The organism is Micromonospora sp. DSM 45708 (genome assembly GCF_039566955.1).
Classification (GTDB): domain Bacteria; phylum Actinomycetota; class Actinomycetes; order Mycobacteriales; family Micromonosporaceae; genus Micromonospora.
On record NZ_CP154796.1, the window covers coordinates 6,302,596 to 6,320,222 of the forward strand.

General features: G+C 72.0%; 15 protein-coding genes and 1 tRNA gene. 12 read left to right on the forward strand and 4 right to left on the reverse strand.

The window, feature by feature from the left end:
• The 10 genes from VKK44_RS27470 to VKK44_RS27515 all read left to right on the forward strand — a co-directional run bounded on the left by VKK44_RS27470 (position 1) and on the right by VKK44_RS27515 (position 10,765).
• Positions 1-915 carry a pseudouridine-5'-phosphate glycosidase gene (locus VKK44_RS27470; protein WP_343444075.1) on the forward strand — a complete coding sequence of 305 codons (915 nt, stop codon included), beginning with the start codon at positions 1-3 and terminating at the stop codon, positions 913-915.
• Complete coding sequence (locus VKK44_RS27475; protein ID WP_343444076.1) at positions 912-1,607, forward strand: HAD family hydrolase; 696 nt, start codon at positions 912-914, stop codon at positions 1,605-1,607. Before VKK44_RS27470 ends, VKK44_RS27475 begins: the two co-directional genes overlap by 4 nt.
• Positions 1,607-3,106, forward strand: coding sequence for an MFS transporter (locus VKK44_RS27480; RefSeq protein ID WP_343444077.1), 1,500 nt, complete (start codon positions 1,607-1,609; stop codon positions 3,104-3,106). Before VKK44_RS27475 ends, VKK44_RS27480 begins: the two co-directional genes overlap by 1 nt.
• Positions 3,103-3,891, forward strand: coding sequence for a maleate cis-trans isomerase family protein (locus VKK44_RS27485; protein WP_343444078.1), 789 nt, complete (start codon positions 3,103-3,105; stop codon positions 3,889-3,891). The genes VKK44_RS27480 and VKK44_RS27485 overlap by 4 nt, the downstream gene beginning before the upstream one ends.
• Positions 3,892-3,953: 62 nt before the next feature.
• Entirely contained in the window at positions 3,954-5,405 is a 1,452-nt protein-coding gene (locus VKK44_RS27490) for an AMP-binding protein (RefSeq protein ID WP_343444079.1), read from the forward strand.
• A 4-nt stretch (positions 5,406-5,409) separates the two neighbouring features.
• The gene (locus VKK44_RS27495; protein ID WP_343444080.1) at positions 5,410-6,549 is read left to right on the forward strand and encodes an acyl-CoA dehydrogenase family protein; all 1,140 of its coding nucleotides are present in this window, start codon (positions 5,410-5,412) and stop codon (positions 6,547-6,549) included.
• Between the two features lie 45 nt (positions 6,550-6,594).
• Positions 6,595-7,287, forward strand: a complete 693-nt coding sequence (locus VKK44_RS27500; protein WP_343444081.1) for a transglutaminase-like domain-containing protein — start codon at positions 6,595-6,597, stop codon at positions 7,285-7,287.
• Positions 7,287-8,066 (forward strand): glycosyltransferase, encoded by a 780-nt coding sequence (locus VKK44_RS27505; RefSeq protein WP_343444082.1) that lies wholly within the window; start codon positions 7,287-7,289, stop codon positions 8,064-8,066. Before VKK44_RS27500 ends, VKK44_RS27505 begins: the two co-directional genes overlap by 1 nt.
• A complete protein-coding gene (locus VKK44_RS27510) occupies positions 8,063-9,475 on the forward strand; it encodes a glycosyltransferase family 4 protein (protein WP_343444083.1) in 1,413 nt (470 codons plus the stop codon). Before VKK44_RS27505 ends, VKK44_RS27510 begins: the two co-directional genes overlap by 4 nt.
• 3 nt (positions 9,476-9,478) lie before the next feature.
• A complete protein-coding gene (locus VKK44_RS27515; protein WP_343444084.1) occupies positions 9,479-10,765 on the forward strand; it encodes a glycosyltransferase 87 family protein in 1,287 nt (428 codons plus the stop codon).
• 148 nt (positions 10,766-10,913) lie between these two features.
• Here the strand turns inward: VKK44_RS27515 and VKK44_RS27520 are convergent, their stop codons facing one another.
• The 3 genes from VKK44_RS27520 to VKK44_RS27530 form a co-directional block, all read right to left on the reverse strand.
• On the reverse strand, positions 10,914-11,924 hold the full coding sequence (locus VKK44_RS27520) for a LacI family DNA-binding transcriptional regulator (protein WP_343444085.1): 1,011 nt from the start codon (positions 11,922-11,924) through the stop codon (positions 10,914-10,916).
• Positions 11,925-12,121: 197 nt separating this feature from the next.
• The gene (locus VKK44_RS27525; RefSeq protein ID WP_343444086.1) at positions 12,122-12,298 is read right to left on the reverse strand and encodes a hypothetical protein; all 177 of its coding nucleotides are present in this window, start codon (positions 12,296-12,298) and stop codon (positions 12,122-12,124) included.
• 424 nt (positions 12,299-12,722) lie between these two features.
• A tRNA-Lys gene (locus tag VKK44_RS27530) sits at positions 12,723-12,795 on the reverse strand.
• 207 nt (positions 12,796-13,002) lie between these two features.
• Here VKK44_RS27530 and VKK44_RS27535 point away from each other — a divergent pair.
• Both VKK44_RS27535 and recD2 read left to right on the forward strand, forming a co-directional pair.
• A complete protein-coding gene (locus VKK44_RS27535; RefSeq protein ID WP_343444087.1) occupies positions 13,003-13,689 on the forward strand; it encodes a nucleoside/nucleotide kinase family protein in 687 nt (228 codons plus the stop codon).
• Positions 13,683-15,896: an SF1B family DNA helicase RecD2 gene (gene recD2, locus VKK44_RS27540; RefSeq protein ID WP_343444088.1), complete on the forward strand. Its 2,214-nt coding sequence runs from the start codon at positions 13,683-13,685 to the stop codon at positions 15,894-15,896. The genes VKK44_RS27535 and recD2 overlap by 7 nt, the downstream gene beginning before the upstream one ends.
• A gap of 230 nt (positions 15,897-16,126) precedes the next feature.
• Here recD2 and VKK44_RS27545 read toward each other — a convergent pair whose 3' ends face one another.
• Entirely contained in the window at positions 16,127-17,587 is a 1,461-nt protein-coding gene (locus VKK44_RS27545) for an endo-1,4-beta-xylanase (protein ID WP_343444089.1), read from the reverse strand.
• Positions 17,588-17,627: the final 40 nt, after the last annotated feature.

Consider the following 17,627-nt stretch of genomic DNA (forward strand, 5'->3'; position numbering starts at 1 on the left):
ATGAACGAGAACTTCACGCTCTCGGCGGAGGTCGCCGACGCGCTGGCCGCCGGCCGGCCCGTGGTCGCCCTCGAATCGTCCGGCGTCGTCCACGGCCTGAGCTGGCCGCTCAACCTGGAAACCGCGCTCGACATGGACAAGGCGATCCGGGCGGGCGGCGCCGTTCCGGCCCGGACCGGCATCGTCGACGGCCGGTTCGTGGTCGGGATGTCCGAGGAGCAGGTCGAGATCTTCGCCAGCACCCCCGACATACCCAAGGTCGGCACCCGTGACATCGGGCCGGTCCTCGCCGGCGGCGGACATGGCGGGACCACCGTCTCGGCCACCCTGGTCGCCGCCGCGCACGTCGGTGTCGAGGTGTTCGCGGTGGCCGGTATCGGCGGCGTGCACTTCGGCGCCGAACGGAGCTTCGACATCTCCGCGGACCTGGTCGAGTTCACGCGACGCCGGGTCACGGTGGTCTGCGCCGGGGCGAAGTCCCTGCTGAATCCGGCGCTGACGATGGAATACCTGGAGACGCTCGGGGTGCCGGTCGTCGGCTACCGCTGCGACGACTTCCCGGCCTACTACAGCATCTCCAGCGGAGTCCGGAATCCCCGCCGGATGGACGACCTCGCCGAACTGTCCAGGGCGGTCCGGCTGCACTGGGCGGTCGGCAACGACAGCTCGTTCCTGGTGACCCACCCGATCGACGACCTGGACGCGCTTCCCTCGGACGAGATCTACGTGCTGGTCCGCCAGGCGCAGGCCGAGGCGGAGGCGGCCGGGGTGCAGGGGCCGGCGATGACGCCGTACATCCTCTCCCGGGTCTCGGCGGCGACGAACGGCCGTACCGCCGCGGCGAACCGGTCGGTGCTGCTCTCCACCAGCGCCCTCGCCGCCGAGGTCGCCGTCGCGCTGCGGGAGCAGCAGTGACCACCGCGATCCTCTTCGACGTCGACGGGACCCTGGTCGACACCCCGGCCGGGATGGCCGACGTGCTGCACGCGGTCGTCGCCGAGCACGGCCGGACCGCCACCGACGAGCAGGTACGCCGTACCATCGGCCGCCCGCTGGCCGCCTCCCTGGCGGGCCTGCTGGCCCGACCGGCCGACGATCCCGAGGTGCTGCGGGCCGTGGACCGGGCGCGGGAACTGTTCACCGAGACGGTCGTCCCGAACGCGGCCGGTCTGGTCTTCCCCGGCGTGCCGGAGTTGCTGACCGCCCTGCGCGCCCGCGGTCACCCGTTGGCGGTGGTCACCAGCAAGGTACGGCCCAGCGCGATCGAGCTGCTGACCGCCACCGGTCTGCTGGACGCGTTCGACTGCCTGTCCTGTCACGGGATGGCCGAACGCGGCAAGCCGCACGCTGACCTCGCGCTGCTGGCGGCGGACGCGCTCGGGGTGCCGCCCGCCCGGTGCGTCGTCGTCGGCGACGCGGTGGACGACGTCCGGATGGCCAACGCGGCCGGCATGGTCCCGTTCGGGGTGACCACCGGGGTGGCCAGCCGGGTCGAACTCCTTCTCGCCGGCGCCCGCGCCGTCTTCACCGGCCCGGCCACGCTCGGCCCGGCGCTGCTGCTCACCTCCGACACCAGTCCCGTTCGACCGCTACCAAAGGTGATCTGATGCCCACCGCTGCCCGTACCCGTGCCGCGACCGGCAGGCCGACGTCCGCCGCCGGCACCCTCGCCATCCTGGCGATCGCCCAGTTCCTGATCGCCCTCGACTACTCCATCGTCTACATCGCCCTGCCCCGCATCGGCGCCGACTTCGACCTGAGCGAGAGCGCCATCCAGTGGGTGGTGAGCGGATACGCGGTCTTCTTCGCCGGTTTCCTGATCGTCGGGGGCCGGGCCTGCGACCGGTTCGGCTCCCGGAATCTCTTCATCGCCGCGATGGCGGCCTTCGGGCTGGCCGCGCTCGCCGGTGGTCTCGCCACCGCGCCGGCGCTGCTGCTGGGGGCCCGCGCGGTCCAGGGCGTGGCTGCGGCGGCGCTCCAACCGGCGGTCATCGCGCTGATCAACACCTCGTTCACCGCCGGCCCGGCCCGTAACCGGGCGCTCGGTGTCTGGGGCACGGTCGGCGCGTCCGGTCTGGCCGCCGGGGTGGTGATCGGGGGGTTGCTGAGCACCGTCTCCTGGCGCTGGGTCTTCCTGATCAACCTGCCACTGGCCGTGATCTGTGCGCTGGCCGCGCCCCGCCTGCTGCCCCGACTGCGGCAGACGCTCGGGCACAACCAGTTGAACGTGCCCAGCGCGATCCTCTGCACCGGCACGGTGCTCTCCATCACCCTGGCGCTGACCTGGGCCTCCAGCGACGGCTGGACGTCCGGCGGCACGGTTGCCCTGTTCGTGCTCGCCGCCGTGCTGCTGGGCGGGCTCGTCATCTGGGAGCGGAGCAGCGCCCAACCGCTGGTGGACCCGCTGCTGCGGCGGACCCGCTCGCTCCTGGTGGGGTGCGGGTCGACCGCTCTCTACATGGCCAGCGTCGGCAACCAGTTCTTCGTGCTGACCCTGCTCCTCCAGCAGCTACGCGGGTACGGCCCGATCGCGGCCGGCATGGCGTTCCTGCCGATGGCGGTGGCGATCGCCGTGGCCAACTCCGTCGCCGCCCGGATCGTCTCCGCGCTCGGCGTCCGGATGGCGCTGACCCTGGCGTTCGTCGGCAACGCCGCCGGCCTGCTGCTGCTGGCGACCCAGGTGCACGGCGAGAACTACCTGCTGCACCTGCTCCCCGGCCTGCTGATCACCGGCTTCGCGCACGGGGTCACGTACGTGTCGATGTTCATCGCCGGGACCGCCGACGTGGCCGACCGCCACCAGGGGGTCGGAAGCGCCCTGATGACCACCTCCCAGTACATGGCCGGCGCGCTCGGGATCGCCGTGCTGGTCCTGGTGCTCGGCCCCGACCCGGACGCGCGGAGTTTCGGTGCCGCGTTCCTCACCACCGCCCTGGCGGCGGGCGCGGGCGCGGTCCTGGCCTTCTTCGGGCTGCCCGCCCGGAACGCCGGAGACGCTGCCCGGGCCGCGGACGACCGGGTGGTCGCGGACGACGGGTACGACGCCGGGACCGACGGTCAGCCGGTGCACCGGCTGGTCCCCCAGACCGGGGAGAGCCTGCGATGAGGGCCTCGGCCTGGGCCGCCCAGCTCGGTGTGCTGGTGGTGCACAACGACCCGGTAGTGGAGGCGGAGCTGTGGGGCCGGGCACCGGCCGGGGTGACCGTGCACGCCGCGCGTTTCGAGAGCCCGACGAGCACCGGCGCGGAGTACACCTCGGAGAGCTGGCAGCGTCTCATCGCCCAGCCGGACGTCCGGCGGGGTCTGGTCCAGCTCGGCCAGATGGACCTGACCGCGATCTGCCTCTGCTTCGCGTCGGCGAGCTTCTTCGGCGGCCTGGAGTTCGACGCCGGATTCTCCGCCGCCGCCTCCGAACTGGCGGCCGGGACCCCGGTCTACACCGCCGGGGAGGCGATCCGGGCCGGGCTGGCCGAGTTGGGCGTACGCCGGCCGCTGGTGCTGGTGCCGCCGTGGTTCACCGACCCGACCTTCGCCGCGGCGCGGCGGTATCTCACCGCGGCGGGGTTCGAGGTGGCCGGACTGCTGCACTACCGCCTCGACACCGGATGGAACGCGGTGGAACGACACCGCATCTTCGACCGGGGTGGCCGCTGGGCGGTCGACCCGGACGAGGTCTGCCGGCAGGTGGCCGCCCGTTTCCCGGCCGACGCGGACAGCGTGCTGATTCCCGGGAGCGGATTCCGCTCGTGGGACGCGGTGGCCCGGTTGGAGGCCGGCCTGGGTGTCCCGGTGGTCACCTCGAACCAGGCGTGCCTGCATCGACTGCTCACCGTCGCCGGTCTGGACCGGCCCGTGCCGGGCGGCGGCCGACTGGTCGACGCCGGCACCTGATCCCACCCGTTCGGCGGCCCGTCCCGTGGGCGCCGACGCGACGACGAACGACAGGAGAGATCGTGCCCACCACATCGTTCTGTACCGCCTTCTACCGACAGGTCCACGACCGGCCCGACGCACCGGCCCTGTCCTGGGCCGGGGAGCAGATCAGTTACCGCCGGCTGGCGGACCTGGTCCGCGACGCCCGCGTCGCGGTCGACCAGCTACGACTCGACGCCGAGGTGCCGCTGTGCGTCCCGGCGGTCAAGTCGCCGGAGACCGTCGCGCTGCTGATCGCCGCGTTCGAGCTGGACCGTCGGGTGCTGCTGCCCTCCGCTTCGCTGGGCCCGGAGTCGCTGGCCGGCGTCTGCGCCGCGGTCGGCTGCGCCGACATCCTCGGCGCCACCGCCGACGGCGTGACGGTCCGGCCCAGCGGGGCGGCCGGTCGGGCCCTGCCCGGGGCCGGGTTGTTGCTGACCACCTCCGGTTCGACAGGTACGCCGAAGGTGGTCGAACTCGCCCCGGAAGGGGTGGACGCGTTCCTGACCTGGGCGGCCGGGGCCTTCGACATCGGGCCCGACGCCCGGGTCCTCAACTACGCGCCGCTGAACTTCGACCTGTGCCTGCTGGACGTGTGGACCGCGCTGGCGACCGGCGCCTGCGTGGTGATGGTGGACCCGGACCGGGCGGTCGACGGCCCCTGGCTGGCGGAGTTCTGCCGGGAGGAGAGCCCCACGGTGGTGCAGGCCGTCCCGCTGTTCTTCCGGCTGGTCACCGACGCCGGTGGCCGGTTCCCGGGGGTACGCGACGTGCTGCTCACCGGGGACGCCGTGCCGCCGCCGCTGCTGGACCGGATCGGGCGGGCCTTCCCCCACGCGCGGTTGTGGAACGTCTACGGCTGCACCGAGACCAACGACAGCTTCCTGCACCGGGTGGAGCCGGCCGAGGTGGCGGCGCTCGGCGGAATACCGATCGGCCGGCCCATCGACGGGGTCGAGGTGTCCGTGGTGGACGCCGAGGGCGCGGAGATGACCGGCGCCGGCGTGGGTGAGCTCATGGTGCGCACCCCGTTCCGGGCCCGGGGCTACCTGGACGCAGGGCCGAACGCCGCCCGCTGGCGGGACGGCTGGTTCCGCACCGGCGACCTCGTCCGGCGGGACGCCGCCGGGCTGTTCCTGCTGGCCGGCCGCAACGACGACCAGGTCAAGGTGCGCGGCGTCCGGACCAACCTGAAGGAGGTGGAGCAGGTGATGCTGACCCACCCGGAGGTGCTGGAGGCGGCGGTGCTCGCCGTGCCGGACGCCGAGGCGGGCAACGTCCTGCACGCGGTGGTCCGTCCCCGCGCGGCCTCGGACGTCAACGGGCTGCATCTGCGCCTGCACTGCGCGGCGGCGCTGCCCCGGACGGCCATCCCCGGCGTGTTCGTGCTGGTCGACGACGCGCTACCCCGGACGTCGACCGGGAAGGTCGACCGCAACGTGCTGCGGGCGCGTCGCGAGCGGACCGCCTCCGGCGCCACCGAGGGGCGGTGACGACATGCCCAACTGGACCGATGACCAGCGTGAGCTGCGTGGCCTGGCTGAGGAGCTGGGCGCCGCCGCGGGCGACGGGCACCTGGACCGGGACGCCGACCGGGAGTTCGGCGTCGCGGCCTGGAAGCTGATCCGGGAGACCGGCCTGCTCGGGCTGCCGTTCGACGAGCGGTGGGGCGGGTTGGGCCAGGACCTGCTCACCACCATGTACGTCCTGGAGGGGCTGGGGTACGCCTGCCGCGACGGCGGGTTCAGCTTCTCCGTCTCGACCCACATCGTCAGCACCGGCGTTCCGCTGCAACGGTTCGGGTCCGCCGAGCTCAAGCAGCGCTATCTGCCGCAGGTCAGCGACGGTTCCGTGATCGGGGCGCACGCGATCACCGAGCCGTCGGGTGGCTCCGACGTGATGGCCATGCGGACGACAGCGGTGCGCGACGGCGACCACTACGTACTCAACGGCAGCAAGGCGTTCGTCACCAACGGCCCGATCGCCGACGTGATCGTGGTCTACGCCCTGACCGGTAAGCGGGGCAGCCCGGCGGCGCTGACCGCGTTCCTGGTGGAGCGGGACACGCCGGGCCTGGTGGTCGGGCCACCGGTGTCGAAGATGGGCCTGACCACCTCGCCGTTCTCGGAGCTGTTCTTCGACGACTGCCGGGTCCCGGCGACGAACGTGATCGGTTCGCCCGGCGCCGGCTTCCTGATCATGGATCACGTCATGAAGTGGGAGATCCTCTGCTCCTTCGTGATCAATGTGGGCGAGATGCAGCACCGGCTGGAGCGCTCGATCGAGTACGCCCGGTCCCGGGTGCAGTTCGGTCAGCCGATCGGCTCCTTCCAGTCGGTGTCGAACCGGATCGTCGACATGCACATCGCGGTGGAGAACGCCCGCAGGTGGCTGTACGACACCGGGCGACGCCACGTCGACGGCGAGAACGTCACCGTCGACATCGCGGCCAGCAAGCTGATCGCCAGCGAGAGCAACGTCGCCGTCGCGCTCGCCGCCGTCCAGGTCTTCGGTGGCTACGGCTACACCAGCGAGTACGGCCTGGAGAAGGACCTCCGTAACGCCGTCGCCGGAACCATCTATTCCGGCACCTCCGACGTCCAGCGCCAGCGGATCGCCCGGATGCTCGGCCTCTGATTCCCGGCACCACCCCTTCCGTCCACATCCCTGGAGGACCACCCCATGTCGACCGCCCTCACCCACGCCCCTCTGCTCACCTCCACCGAGTTCCTCGACCACGATTCCGATGTCGTGCGCGACTTCGTCGCCCGGCACCTGCCCGACGCGCCGGAGGCCACGCCGACCGAGCGGGCGGTGGCCCTCTACTACGCCGTCCGCGACGGCATCCACTACGAGGTGTACGGGGCGGACCTGTCCCGGCACGGCCTCCGGGCCAGCTCGACGATCACCAGGGGCACCGGCTTCTGCGTCCACAAGTCCATCGCGTACGCCGCCGCGCTACGGGCGGTCGGCGTCCCGAGCCGGATCTACTACGGCGATGTCCGCAACCACCTCGCCTCCCCGCAGCTCGAGGAGCTGATGGGCGGCAACGTCTTCACCTTCCACAGTCTGACGACGGTGTACCTGGAGGGTCGGTGGGTCCGGGCCACCCCGGTCTTCAACCGGATGCTCTGCCGGCTCTACAAGATCAAACCGTTGGAGTTCGACGGACTCACCGACTCGATGTACCACCCCTACGACGACGAGGGTCGCCGGCACATGGAGTTCCTCCGCGAGCACGGCGAGTTCGACGACGTCCCGTACGACATGGTCGTCGGTGGCATCCGCTCCGCCCACCCCAAGCTCTTCGCCAGCCGGTACGCCACCGCCCGCGGGTCGCTGGTGGCCGATGCGACGGTTCGGGGAGGTGCGTGATGGGCCGGGTGGATACGGCCACGGCCACCGTGCACGCCGCCGCCCGGCGGGACACGGTCGACCTGGAGCTGGTCGTGCCGGCGTTCAACGAGGCCGCCCGACTGCCGGCCACGCTCGCCGAGGTGACCACGTTCCTGGCCGGTCAACGCTGGCGGTCCCGGGTGGTGGTGGTGGACAACGGAAGCACCGATGACACCGCCACCGTCGTGGAGGCCGGCAACTGGGAAACCGAGGTGGTGGTGGTCGGATGTTCCCGGCCGGGCAAGGGCGCGGCGGTCGGGCGCGGAATCGCCGGCAGCCGGGCGCGCTTCGTCGGTTTCATCGACGCCGACCTCTCCACGCCGGTGCCGACCCTGACCCGGGCGGTCGACGCGTTGGAGGCGGGCGCCGCGGCGGCCATCGCGTCCCGGCACGCCCCGGGAGCCGAACTGGCCTGTCCGCAGCCGGTCGCCCGCCGGCTGGGCGGTTCGGTGTTCCGGGCGCTGGCGAGGCAGCTCGTTCCCGGGGTGTACGACACCCAGTGCGGGTTCAAGCTCTTCGACCGACCGGCCGTCCAGCGGGCCCTGCGCCGCTGCCACGTCAGCGGCTTCGCCTTCGACGTGGAACTGCTGCGTCAGATCCGTCGGGCCGGGGGCCGGATCACCGAGGTCCCGGTCGTCTGGACCGACGACGAGCGCTCCACGTTCCGCCCGCTGCGGGACGGCCGGGCAGCCTTCGCCGACCTGTTCCGCCTCTACCGGGCGGACCTGCTCGGCACGGCCGGGGCGGGTGTGCGATGAGCCCGTACCGGCCACGCCCGGCGGACCGCCGGGTGCTGGTGGTCGGCGGACGCGACCCGCGTCAGCCGGGCACCGCTGCCACCGAGCGCTACCTGCACGAGGTCACCCGACGCTGGGCGGCGGACGGCACGCGGGTCACCTGGGCCGCGCCCCGGCTGCCGGGCCGTCCCGCCCAGGAGACGATCGCCGGGGTACGGGTGCTGCGTGCCACCCGACCGTTGGGCGCGGTGGCGCGTGCGATGCGGGACGGGGACCGCTTCGACGTGGTCCTGGCCGCCGGCGGGCCGATCGGCGCCCTGCCGCTGGTCGTCGGCCCTTCCGTCCCCGTGGTCGAGGTGGCGCACCGGACCGACCGCCACGCCGGCACCCGCTCGGGTCAGCTCCTGGCCGGCGCGGTGGGCCGGTGGAGCCGGACGGACCGGGTGACCGTGGCGCTGTCGCCGTCGGCGCGGCACGACCTGCGCCGCCGGCTCGGCCTCCGGGGGCCGATCTTCGTGGTGCCGCCCGGCACGACGACGCCCGCTCCGGACGGCGGCACAGCCCGCGCACCGGTCCCGACCGTCGTGGTCGAGGCCGAACTGGTCCCGCAGGAAGGGCTCGATGTCCTGCTCGACGCGTTGCCGGCGGTCGTGGCCGCACTGCCGGACCTGCGGGTCGAGATCCTCGGCGACGGCCCGGACCTCGCGCGGCTGCGCCGGCTGGTGGAGGCCCGACGGTTGGCGTCCTCGGTGACCCTGCACGGCCCGCTCGTCCCGGAGCTGCGGGACCGGTGGTGGCGTCGCGCCTGGTTGACCGCCTGCACCGGGACACGTGAGGGACGCGCCTCCCGGCTGCTCGACGCCGCCGCGTACGGCGTGCCGGGGGTGGCGCTGGCCACCGCCGGTGCCCGGGGCTTCGTACGGCAGGGCCGCACCGGCGAGATCGTCGGTTCGGCCGACCGGCTGTCGGAGGCGCTCGTCGGCCAACTCGTCGCGTTGACCGACGACGAGGTCGCCCGCGGGTTCGCCGAAGCGTGCCGGGCCTGGGCCGCCCGGTTCACCTGGGACCGGACGGCCGCCCTGCTCGCCGGCGTGGTCGAGCACCAGATCCGGACGGCCCGGTCCGGACCGACCCGCCGCCGGTCGGCCCGCCCGGACATCGCCACCCTGGTCAGGTTTCCCGAGCGGGGGCCGGTGCCGGTCGGCGCGCTGCGCCCGACCGACGAGGTCGACGTGGCGGACGAGCAGGTCAGCCTTCTGCTCAACGGATGCGACGAACTCGACGCGCTCGGGGTGCTGGACCGTCTCGGCGCGACCGGCGCGGAGCTGCGCCTCGCCGGCCACGACGAACTGCTGATCGGGCCGCGTCCACTCCCGCCGGTCCTGGCCGGGCGTGCGCCCCACCTTCCCTTCGTGACAGACAGGAGTTGACCCATGCGGACGACAGAGATCGAATCACTGCCATCGAGCCGACGGCTCAACATCGGCACGATCGCGGCCGTGGTGATCGCGGCGCTCGCGCTGGCCGTGATCGCCGAGGCGATCTTCACCCGCGACCCGTACTGGGCGCTGCGGTGGACGGTGGACCTCAAGGTCTACCTGGCCAGCGGCGAGGCGGTGCGGCACGGCACGTCGCTCTACGACGTGGCGATCCAGAACCCGATGTACGGGCCGATGCCCTACCTCTACCCGCCGCTGACCGCGATCCTCTTCTTCGTACCGCTGTCCCTGTTGCCGATCGGTGCGGCGAGCCTGGTGTGGAACACGCTGTCGCTGATCGCCCTGGGCGCGGTCGCCTGGCTCTCGCTGGGCATCGCCGGAGTCCGCACCCCGCGTACCCGGGCCGTGCTGACCCTGGTCGTGCTCCTCCTGGCCACCTGGCTGCTGCCGGTACGGATCCAGCTCATCGCCGGCCAGATCAACATGTTCCTCCTGCTGCTGGTGCTGCTGGACTTCCGCGGCTACACCGGCCGGTGGCGTGGACTGGGCATCGGGATCGCGGCCGGGCTGAAGGTCACCCCGTTGATCTTCATCGCGTACCTGGTGGTGACCCGGCAGTGGCGCGCGGCCGGCACCGCCACGGCGGCCTTCCTCGGCACGGTCGCCCTCGGTTTCGTCCTGCTGCCGGCGGACGCGGCGCGGTACTGGGGTGGCCTGGTGCTGCACTCGTCGCGGGCCGGTGGAGTGTGGGACACCCCGAACCAGTCGCTCTCCGGGGCCATGGCCCGGGGGGTGTCGAGCACCCAGTTCGCGCACTGGTGGCTGGTGGTGCTGGCGGTCGTGGCGGTCGTCGGGCTGGCGGTGGCCCGCTACGTCCACCGGAACGGCTCGGACTTCCTGGGCTTCTCCGCCGCCGCCATCACCGGGCTGCTGGTCTCGCCGGTGAGTTGGGAACACCACTGGGTGTACGTGATCCCGCTGCTGGTCTGGCTCGCGGTCGAGGCCTACCGGAACCGCTCCGCCGCGCTGGCCGCGCTGACGGTCGGGCTGGTGACGGTCTTCTCGGTCCGGGTCTTCTCGCTGCTGGGCATCCAGGAGTCGCCGCCGGCGCCGATGGCGCTGGCGGGCTGGGAGCAGGTGATCGCCGCGTTGTTCCCGCTGACCGGCCTGCTGCTCCTCCTGGCCGGCCCGATCTGGCTCCGTCGGGCCGGTCGGGTGCCGGCGGTCGAGCCCGCCGGACGGATGCTGATCCGTGAGCCCGTGGGGGCCGTGACGGGTTAGACGGGCGTGCCGGCGCCGCGGGGGACGACGTGACAGCGTCGTCCCCCGCGGCGTCGTCCGGTCCGGTGACGTGCGCCGGTCAGGCAGGGCAGGCACGACGGCGGACGCGGACGCCGGTGGGCGCGGTGGCGGGCGGATCGCGGAGTGATCAGCGCGCTGCGGGTGGGGCGGTGCTGTCCCGGACGACCAGTTCGGTGGGGAGCAGCATGTGTTCGGCGGTGATCGGGCGGCCGGCGAGATTGTCCTGGATCGCGCGGCTGAGCGCTGCCGCCGCGAGCCGCCCCTTGGCCTGCACGTCCTGACGCACGGTGGTCAGGGTGGGCCGGATCTGCACCGCGAGCGGGTTGTCGTCGAAGCCGACCACCGACAGCTCGCCGGGAACGTCGATGCCGAGATCCTCGGCGCACCGGAGCGCGCCGTAGGCGACAGCGTCGGAGAAGCAGAGCAGCGCGGTGGGCCGGTCGGGCCGGTCCAGGAGCAGTCGGGCGCCCGCCTTCGCCTGCTCCAGGTCGGCGCCGCTCTGTCGAGCCATCAGGGGATCGATGCCGGCCGCGTCGAGCGCGTCGCGCCACCCGAGCATCCGTTGCGTGGAGGCGTGGCCTTCGGCCGTGAGGTCGGCCGCGGTGACCAGACCGTGCGTGCCGTGCAGGCCGGACAGGAGCAGGCCGATCCGCCGGTGCCCCAGGTCGATCAGGTGCTGGGCGGCGGCCCGGGCACCGGAGCGGTCGTCCACGTTGACGGCGGGGATCTTGTCGACCGGCACCTGGTCGACGTAGACCAGGGGCAGCTTGCGGCGGTTGAGGAACTGGACGGCCGTCGACGTGGGGTCGCACGAGTAGACCACCGCACCGTCGATCGCCACGTCGCGCGCCGGAATGATCGCGCCGTCGTCGGACGACGTCAGCAGGGTGAGCGACAGGCCGGTCGGGCCGAGTTCCTCCGCGACCGCGCCGAGGAAGCTGGTGGCGACCAGGTCGGTGAAGGCGAACCGGAGCGAGGAGGTCAGCACGATGCCGACGGCGCCGGTGGTGCCCTTGGCCAGGGCCCGGGCCGCCGGATCGGGGCCGACGTAGCCCACTTCCTGGGCGGCGGTGAGGATCCGCTCGCGCAGCGCCGCGGAGAGCTGGTCGGGCTTGGAGAAGGCGTTCGACACGGTCATCCGACTCACGCCGACCCGGTCAGCGATCGTCTGCAGTGTCACCCGGGACGCCACGCCACCACCAGTCGTTGCAACTGTGTCCGCCGTCAGGGGCCGAGGGGCCCTGACGGCGGATCGGTCTTCAGGTCCGGCGCCCGCCACCTGGGTCGGCGGACGCCGATGTCTACCGGCTGGTACCAGGTTATCAAAGCCCGGGGTCAGGCCAGCTTGACCGCTTTGGCGGCGCGAGTGAGGCGCCTGGCGAGAGCTTCGCGGACGAACCTGGTGCGCTGCGGCTTCTCCACGTGCGGGACGACCGGGGCGTTGGGGCGGGCGCTGGCGAACTCGTAGTCGACGGCGTTGACGGCGGTGACGAAGGCGGCGGGCATTTCCATGACTGACTCCCTGACTGATCGGCGCTGCTTTCTTTCTATACCGGTACAGTAGCGAGGTTTTCTGTACCGGTCAAGAGGCTGTCTTGCAGCGTCATCGATCGATGGGGAGCCACCGCCGGTCGGGAGCGCCAGATGGTGGTCGGAAACCGCCGCACCGGCGGCCCGCCCAGCTGGTCCGGACCGCGCGGACACGGCGGCGCGCGGGAGCAGTGGACGAGGTGACCGCGGCTGCCGAACGGCGCGCGGCGGGCGGGAACGGGCAGACGGCGGCAGCGGTGAACGCGAAGGTGGCGGCCACTGGGCCACGGGCGGGCTTAACGGGCCACGAGGCGCTCACCCGGACGACGGCCGACGCCGTCACCACGCCGAACGCGACGCGGGCGCTCCGCACGACGCTCGCCGAATCCGAGCGGACACGTGCCAGTGGGCCGCCTGGGACTCGAACCCAGAACCTAAGGATTAAAAGTCCTCAGCTCTGCCAATTGAGCTAACGGCCCCGCTGGGCCATCAGGCTACCCGATCACCGGCCCGGGGGTTGAGGTCCGCCCGGCCTGCGCGGACGGCTCTCGCCGTACGGGTTCTGGTCGTGCCGTGGCACCGGTTCACCCCCGATCCGGACGTACCGTCCGCACGTGGCGACCGACCACAACTCGCATAAGGTTGGCCGATACGACGTCTTCGCAAGAACAGGACGGCGGCCGGACGTGGCGCACGGTACCCGTGACGAGTTGCTCGACCACCTGGCGGAGGCCGTCGGGTCCGTTGCCGTCGCCCACCCGACGCGGGTCGCCGTCGACGGGCCGCCCGCCGCCGGTAAGACCACCCTCGCCGACGAGCTGGCCGCCGTCCTGCGCGAGCGGGGCCGCGACGTCATCCGCGCGACGATCGACGACTTCCTGTTTCCCCGCGCGCGGCGCTACCCGCGCGGCGAGTACTCGGCCGAGGGCTGCTACTTCGACACCCACGACTACGAATCACTGACCCGGGTGCTGCTGGACCCGCTCGGTCCGGACGGGGACCGGCGCTTCCGACCCGCGGTATACGACCACACCACGGATGCGGTCCTGTCCCCGCCGGTCACGACCGCCCCCGCCGGCGCCGTGCTGGTCTTCGACGGTGTCTTCCTGATGCGCCCCGAACTGCTCGACCGGTGGGACCTGCGCGTCTTCGTGTCGACCGCGCTCGACAGGACAGTGGATCGTGCCGTGATCCGGGAGCGCCAGGTGTCGTCCCGGGCCGACGTCGAACGACGCTGGCGGGAGCGGTACATCCCCGCCCAACAGCTCTACTTCGCCACGGTCCGCCCGACCGACCACGCCGACATCGTCGTGCACAACGACGAGCCGCGGCAGCCGATCTGGGAGAGCCGCGCTGTCGAGGCAGGATGGTGACCGTGACCGCCGCACCCCGTCCACCGCTGGCCACGCTGGAAGCGGTCCTGGAGCGCCTGACCTATGTCAACGAGGAGACCGGTTACACGGTGGCCCGGGTGGCCACCGAGCGGGGCAGTGACCTGCTGACAGTGGTCGGCGCACTGCTCGGCGCGCAGCCCGGTGAGAGCCTGCGCCTGCACGGACGCTGGTCGTCGCACCCGCGCTACGGCCGGCAGTTCGAGGTCGAGTCGTACACCACCGTGCTGCCCGCGACGATCCAGGGCATTCAACGTTATCTCGGTTCGGGCCTGGTGAAGGGTATCGGGCCGGTGTTCGCCGAGCGGATCGTCGCGCACTTCGGCCTGGACACGTTACGGGTCATCGAGGACGAGCCGGCCCGGCTGATCGAGGTGGCGGGGCTGGGACCGAAGCGTACGGCGAAGATCACCGCCGCGTGGGAGGAGCAGAAGGCCATCAAGGAGGTGATGGTCTTCCTCCAGGGCGTCGGCGTGTCCACCTCGCTGGCGGTACGGATCTACAAGCAGTACGGCGACGCCTCCGTCGACGTGGTGACCAAGGAGCCGTACCGGCTGGCGGCGGACGTGTGGGGCATCGGTTTCAAGACCGCCGACACCATCGCCCGGTCCGTGGGCATCCCGCACGACAGCCCGCAACGCGTGATGGCCGGCCTCCAGTACACGCTCTCCGAGGCCACCGACGACGGGCACTGCTACCTGCCCGAACCGGAGCTGGTCGCGGACGCGACGAAGATCCTGGACGTGCCCCCCGACCTGGTCGTCCGCTGCCTCGACGACCTGGTGGCCGACGAGGGGGTCGTCCGCGAAACACTGCCCGCCGGAGACGGGGCACCGGTGCCGGCGGTCTACCTGGTGCCGTTCCACCGCGCCGAGCAGTCGCTGGCCGGGTCCCTGACCCGGCTGCTGCGCGACCGGGCCGACCGGCTGCCCCACTTCCACGACGTCGACTGGGACCGGGCTCAGAAGTGGTTGCGGGCCCGCACCGGCAACGACCTCGCCGAGGAACAGGAGCAGGCCGTCCGGCTCGCGTTGACCTCGAAGGTCGCGGTGCTCACCGGCGGTCCGGGCTGCGGCAAGAGCTTCACCGTACGCTCGGTCGTCGAGCTGGCCGCCGCGAAGAAGGCGAAGGTCACGCTCGTCGCGCCGACCGGCCGGGCCGCGAAACGCCTCGCCGAACTCACCGGCCATCCGGCCGCCACCGTGCACCGGCTGTTGCAGCTACGCCCCGGCGGTGACGCCTCCTACGACCGCGACAACCCGCTCGACGTCGATCTGCTCGTGGTCGACGAGGCGAGCATGCTCGACCTCATTCTCGCCAACAAGCTCGTCAAGGCCATCCCGCCCGGTGCGCACCTGCTGCTCGTCGGTGACGTCGACCAGCTTCCGTCCGTCGGCGCCGGTGAGGTGCTCCGCGACCTGCTCGCCGCCCCCTCGATTCCCCGGGTGCGGCTGACGCAGATCTTCCGCCAGGCCGCCCAGTCCGGCGTCGTCACGAACGCGCACCGCATCAACGCCGGCCGCCCACCCGTCGTCCAGGGGCTGCCGGACTTCTTCCTCTTCGCCAGCGACGACACCGACGCCACCGCCGCCCTGACCGTCGACGTCGCCTGCACCCGCATCCCGGCCAGGTTCGGCCTCGACGCCCGCCGCGACGTGCAGGTGCTCACCCCCATGCACCGCGGCCCCGCCGGCGCCGGCGCGCTCAACAACCTGTTGCAGCAGAAACTCACCCCGCCCCGCGAGGGGCAACCGGAACGGCGGATGGGCGGTCGGGTGTTCCGTGTCGGCGACAAGGTCACCCAGATCCGCAACAACTACGACAAGGGCCGGGCCGGTGTCTTCAACGGCACGCTCGGCATCGTCACCGCCCTCTCCCCCGAGGACCAGACCCTCACCGTCCGCACCGACGAGGACGAGAGCATCGCGTACGACTACGACGAGCTGGACGAACTCAGCCATGCGTACGCCATGACGATCCACCGTTCCCAGGGCTCGGAGTATCCGGCCGTGGTGATTCCGCTGACCACCAGCGCCTGGATGATGCTGCAACGCAATCTGCTCTACACCGCCGTCACCCGCGCCAAGCAACTCGTCGTCCTCGTCGGCTCCCGCCGCGCCCTCGCCGCCGCCGTCCGCACCGTCGGCGCCGGGCGCCGCCACACCGCCCTCGACCACCGCCTCGCGTAGCGGCCCGAGTCGGCACCTCCGCTGGGCGGGAGCTCGCGCTGGAGTGAACTCCAGCGCCCAGCGTCGCGGAACGGCGCCGCCGCGCCGAGCTGGACGAAGGCCTGCGGGTGATGCGGCACAAGATGGCGGACTTCCGCGATCTGATGGCGCACGGCCGCACCTGCGAGGACGACGACCTGGCCGACGACTGCGGTGGCCCACCGTCGCAACGGTGAGCCACCGCCTGTCGGTCAGTTGGCGACGAGCCGGAACTGCTGGTTGGCCTGGCCGTTGCAGTCGTAGAGCTGGATCTGCTGGCCGTTGGCGGTGCCCCAGACGTCGAGGCAGCGGCCGGACTGCACGCCGCTGATGGAGCCGTTGGAGTTGACGTTCCACTGCTGGTTGGCCTGCCCGTTGCAGGCGTAGATCTGGACCGCCGCGCCGTTACCGGAGCCGGCCGCGTCGAGGCAGCGGCTGCCGCCGTAGATGGTCAGTTGCTTGCTGCCGGTGTACGTCCACTGCTGGTTGGTCTGGCCGTGGCAGTCGTAGAGCTGGACCCGGGTGCCGTTGGTCTGCGACGAGCTGGGCACGTCGACGCACCGGCCGGACTGGCTGCCGACGATCCGGCTGGCGCCGCCGGACGGCGGCGGCGTGGTCGGCCCGGAGGTCGGCGTCGCGGTCGGCGAGGTGGTCGGCCCGGGGCCGGCCGCGTTGAGCGCGTTCAGGACCGAGGTGTACGCGGCCTTCTTGTTGCCGCCGCCGTCGAACAGCAGCGGGCTCTCGTTGGAGCGCCACGAGTCGCTGTCGCGCACGCCCCACACGGTGATGCCGATGCACCGCGGCACGTTCAGGCACGCCTGGGTCAGACCCTGGTACTGCGAGGTCGACGAGTTGGTGACGTCGACCTCGGTCAGCGCCACGTCGACGCCGAGGGCGGCGAAGCTGGACAGCGTGGTCTGGAAGTTGCTCGGCAGCGAGCTGCCGCCGGTGAAGTGGGTCTGGAGACCGACGCAGTCGATCGGCACTCCCCGGGACTTGAAGTCCTGGATCATCCGGTAGACGCCCTGCGTCTTGCCGTACGACCAGTTCTCGATGTTGTAGTCGTTGTAGCAGAGCTTGACCGACGGGTCGGCCGCCCGCGCGGTGCGGAACGCCACCTCGATCCAGTCGTTGCCGGTGCCCTGGAGGTTGGAGTTGCGGCGGCTGCCGTCCTCGTTGAACGCCTCGTTCACCACGTCCCACGCGGCGAGCTTGCCCTTGTAGTGGGCCATCACACCGTTGATGTGGTTGATCATCGCGTTGCGCAGCGTGCTGCCCTGCATGTTCTGCATCCAGCCGGGCTGCTGGGCGTGCCAGGCCAGCGTGTGACCGCGCACCTTCAGGCCACGCTGGGTGGCCCAGTTGTAGATCTGGTCACCGGCGGAGAAGTTGAACTGGTTCTGGTTCGGCTCCGTCGCGTCCGGCTTCATCTCGTTCTCGGCCGTGATCATGTTGAACTCACGCGCCGCGATCGTGCTGTACGTCGAGTCGTTCAACCGGCCCGCGGCGATGGCGGTGCCGAAGTAGCGGCCCGACTGCGCGGCGGCGGCGCCCAGCGTGCTGGCGGCCTGGGCCGGACCGGGCACGAACAGTGCGGCCCCGGCCAGGGCCAGCGAGCCGGCGGTGGCGGCCAGCAGCAGGCGGTAGGGGCCACGCCTCAGTAGACGTTTCATGACACTCCTCTGCATATCGGACGAGGATGCGCAAGGCTGT

Bases quoted from the DNA above. Each gene is read 5' to 3' on its own strand.
- VKK44_RS27515 (WP_343444084.1), top strand. From the start codon at position 9,479: ATGCGGACGACAGAGATCGAATCACTGCCATCGAGCCGACGGCTCAAC.
- VKK44_RS27520 (WP_343444085.1), bottom strand. From the start codon at position 11,924: ATGACCGTGTCGAACGCCTTCTCCAAGCCCGACCAGCTCTCCGCGGCG.
- recD2 (WP_343444088.1), top strand. From the start codon at position 13,683: ATGGTGACCGTGACCGCCGCACCCCGTCCACCGCTGGCCACGCTGGAA.
- VKK44_RS27495 (WP_343444080.1), top strand. From the start codon at position 5,410: ATGCCCAACTGGACCGATGACCAGCGTGAGCTGCGTGGCCTGGCTGAG.
- VKK44_RS27510 (WP_343444083.1), top strand. From the start codon at position 8,063: ATGAGCCCGTACCGGCCACGCCCGGCGGACCGCCGGGTGCTGGTGGTC.
- VKK44_RS27545 (WP_343444089.1), bottom strand. From the start codon at position 17,587: ATGAAACGTCTACTGAGGCGTGGCCCCTACCGCCTGCTGCTGGCCGCC.
- VKK44_RS27480 (WP_343444077.1), top strand. From the start codon at position 1,607: ATGCCCACCGCTGCCCGTACCCGTGCCGCGACCGGCAGGCCGACGTCC.
- VKK44_RS27525 (WP_343444086.1), bottom strand. From the start codon at position 12,298: ATGGAAATGCCCGCCGCCTTCGTCACCGCCGTCAACGCCGTCGACTAC.
- VKK44_RS27505 (WP_343444082.1), top strand. From the start codon at position 7,287: ATGGGCCGGGTGGATACGGCCACGGCCACCGTGCACGCCGCCGCCCGG.
- VKK44_RS27500 (WP_343444081.1), top strand. From the start codon at position 6,595: ATGTCGACCGCCCTCACCCACGCCCCTCTGCTCACCTCCACCGAGTTC.
- VKK44_RS27470 (WP_343444075.1), top strand. From the start codon at position 1: ATGAACGAGAACTTCACGCTCTCGGCGGAGGTCGCCGACGCGCTGGCC.
- VKK44_RS27485 (WP_343444078.1), top strand. From the start codon at position 3,103: ATGAGGGCCTCGGCCTGGGCCGCCCAGCTCGGTGTGCTGGTGGTGCAC.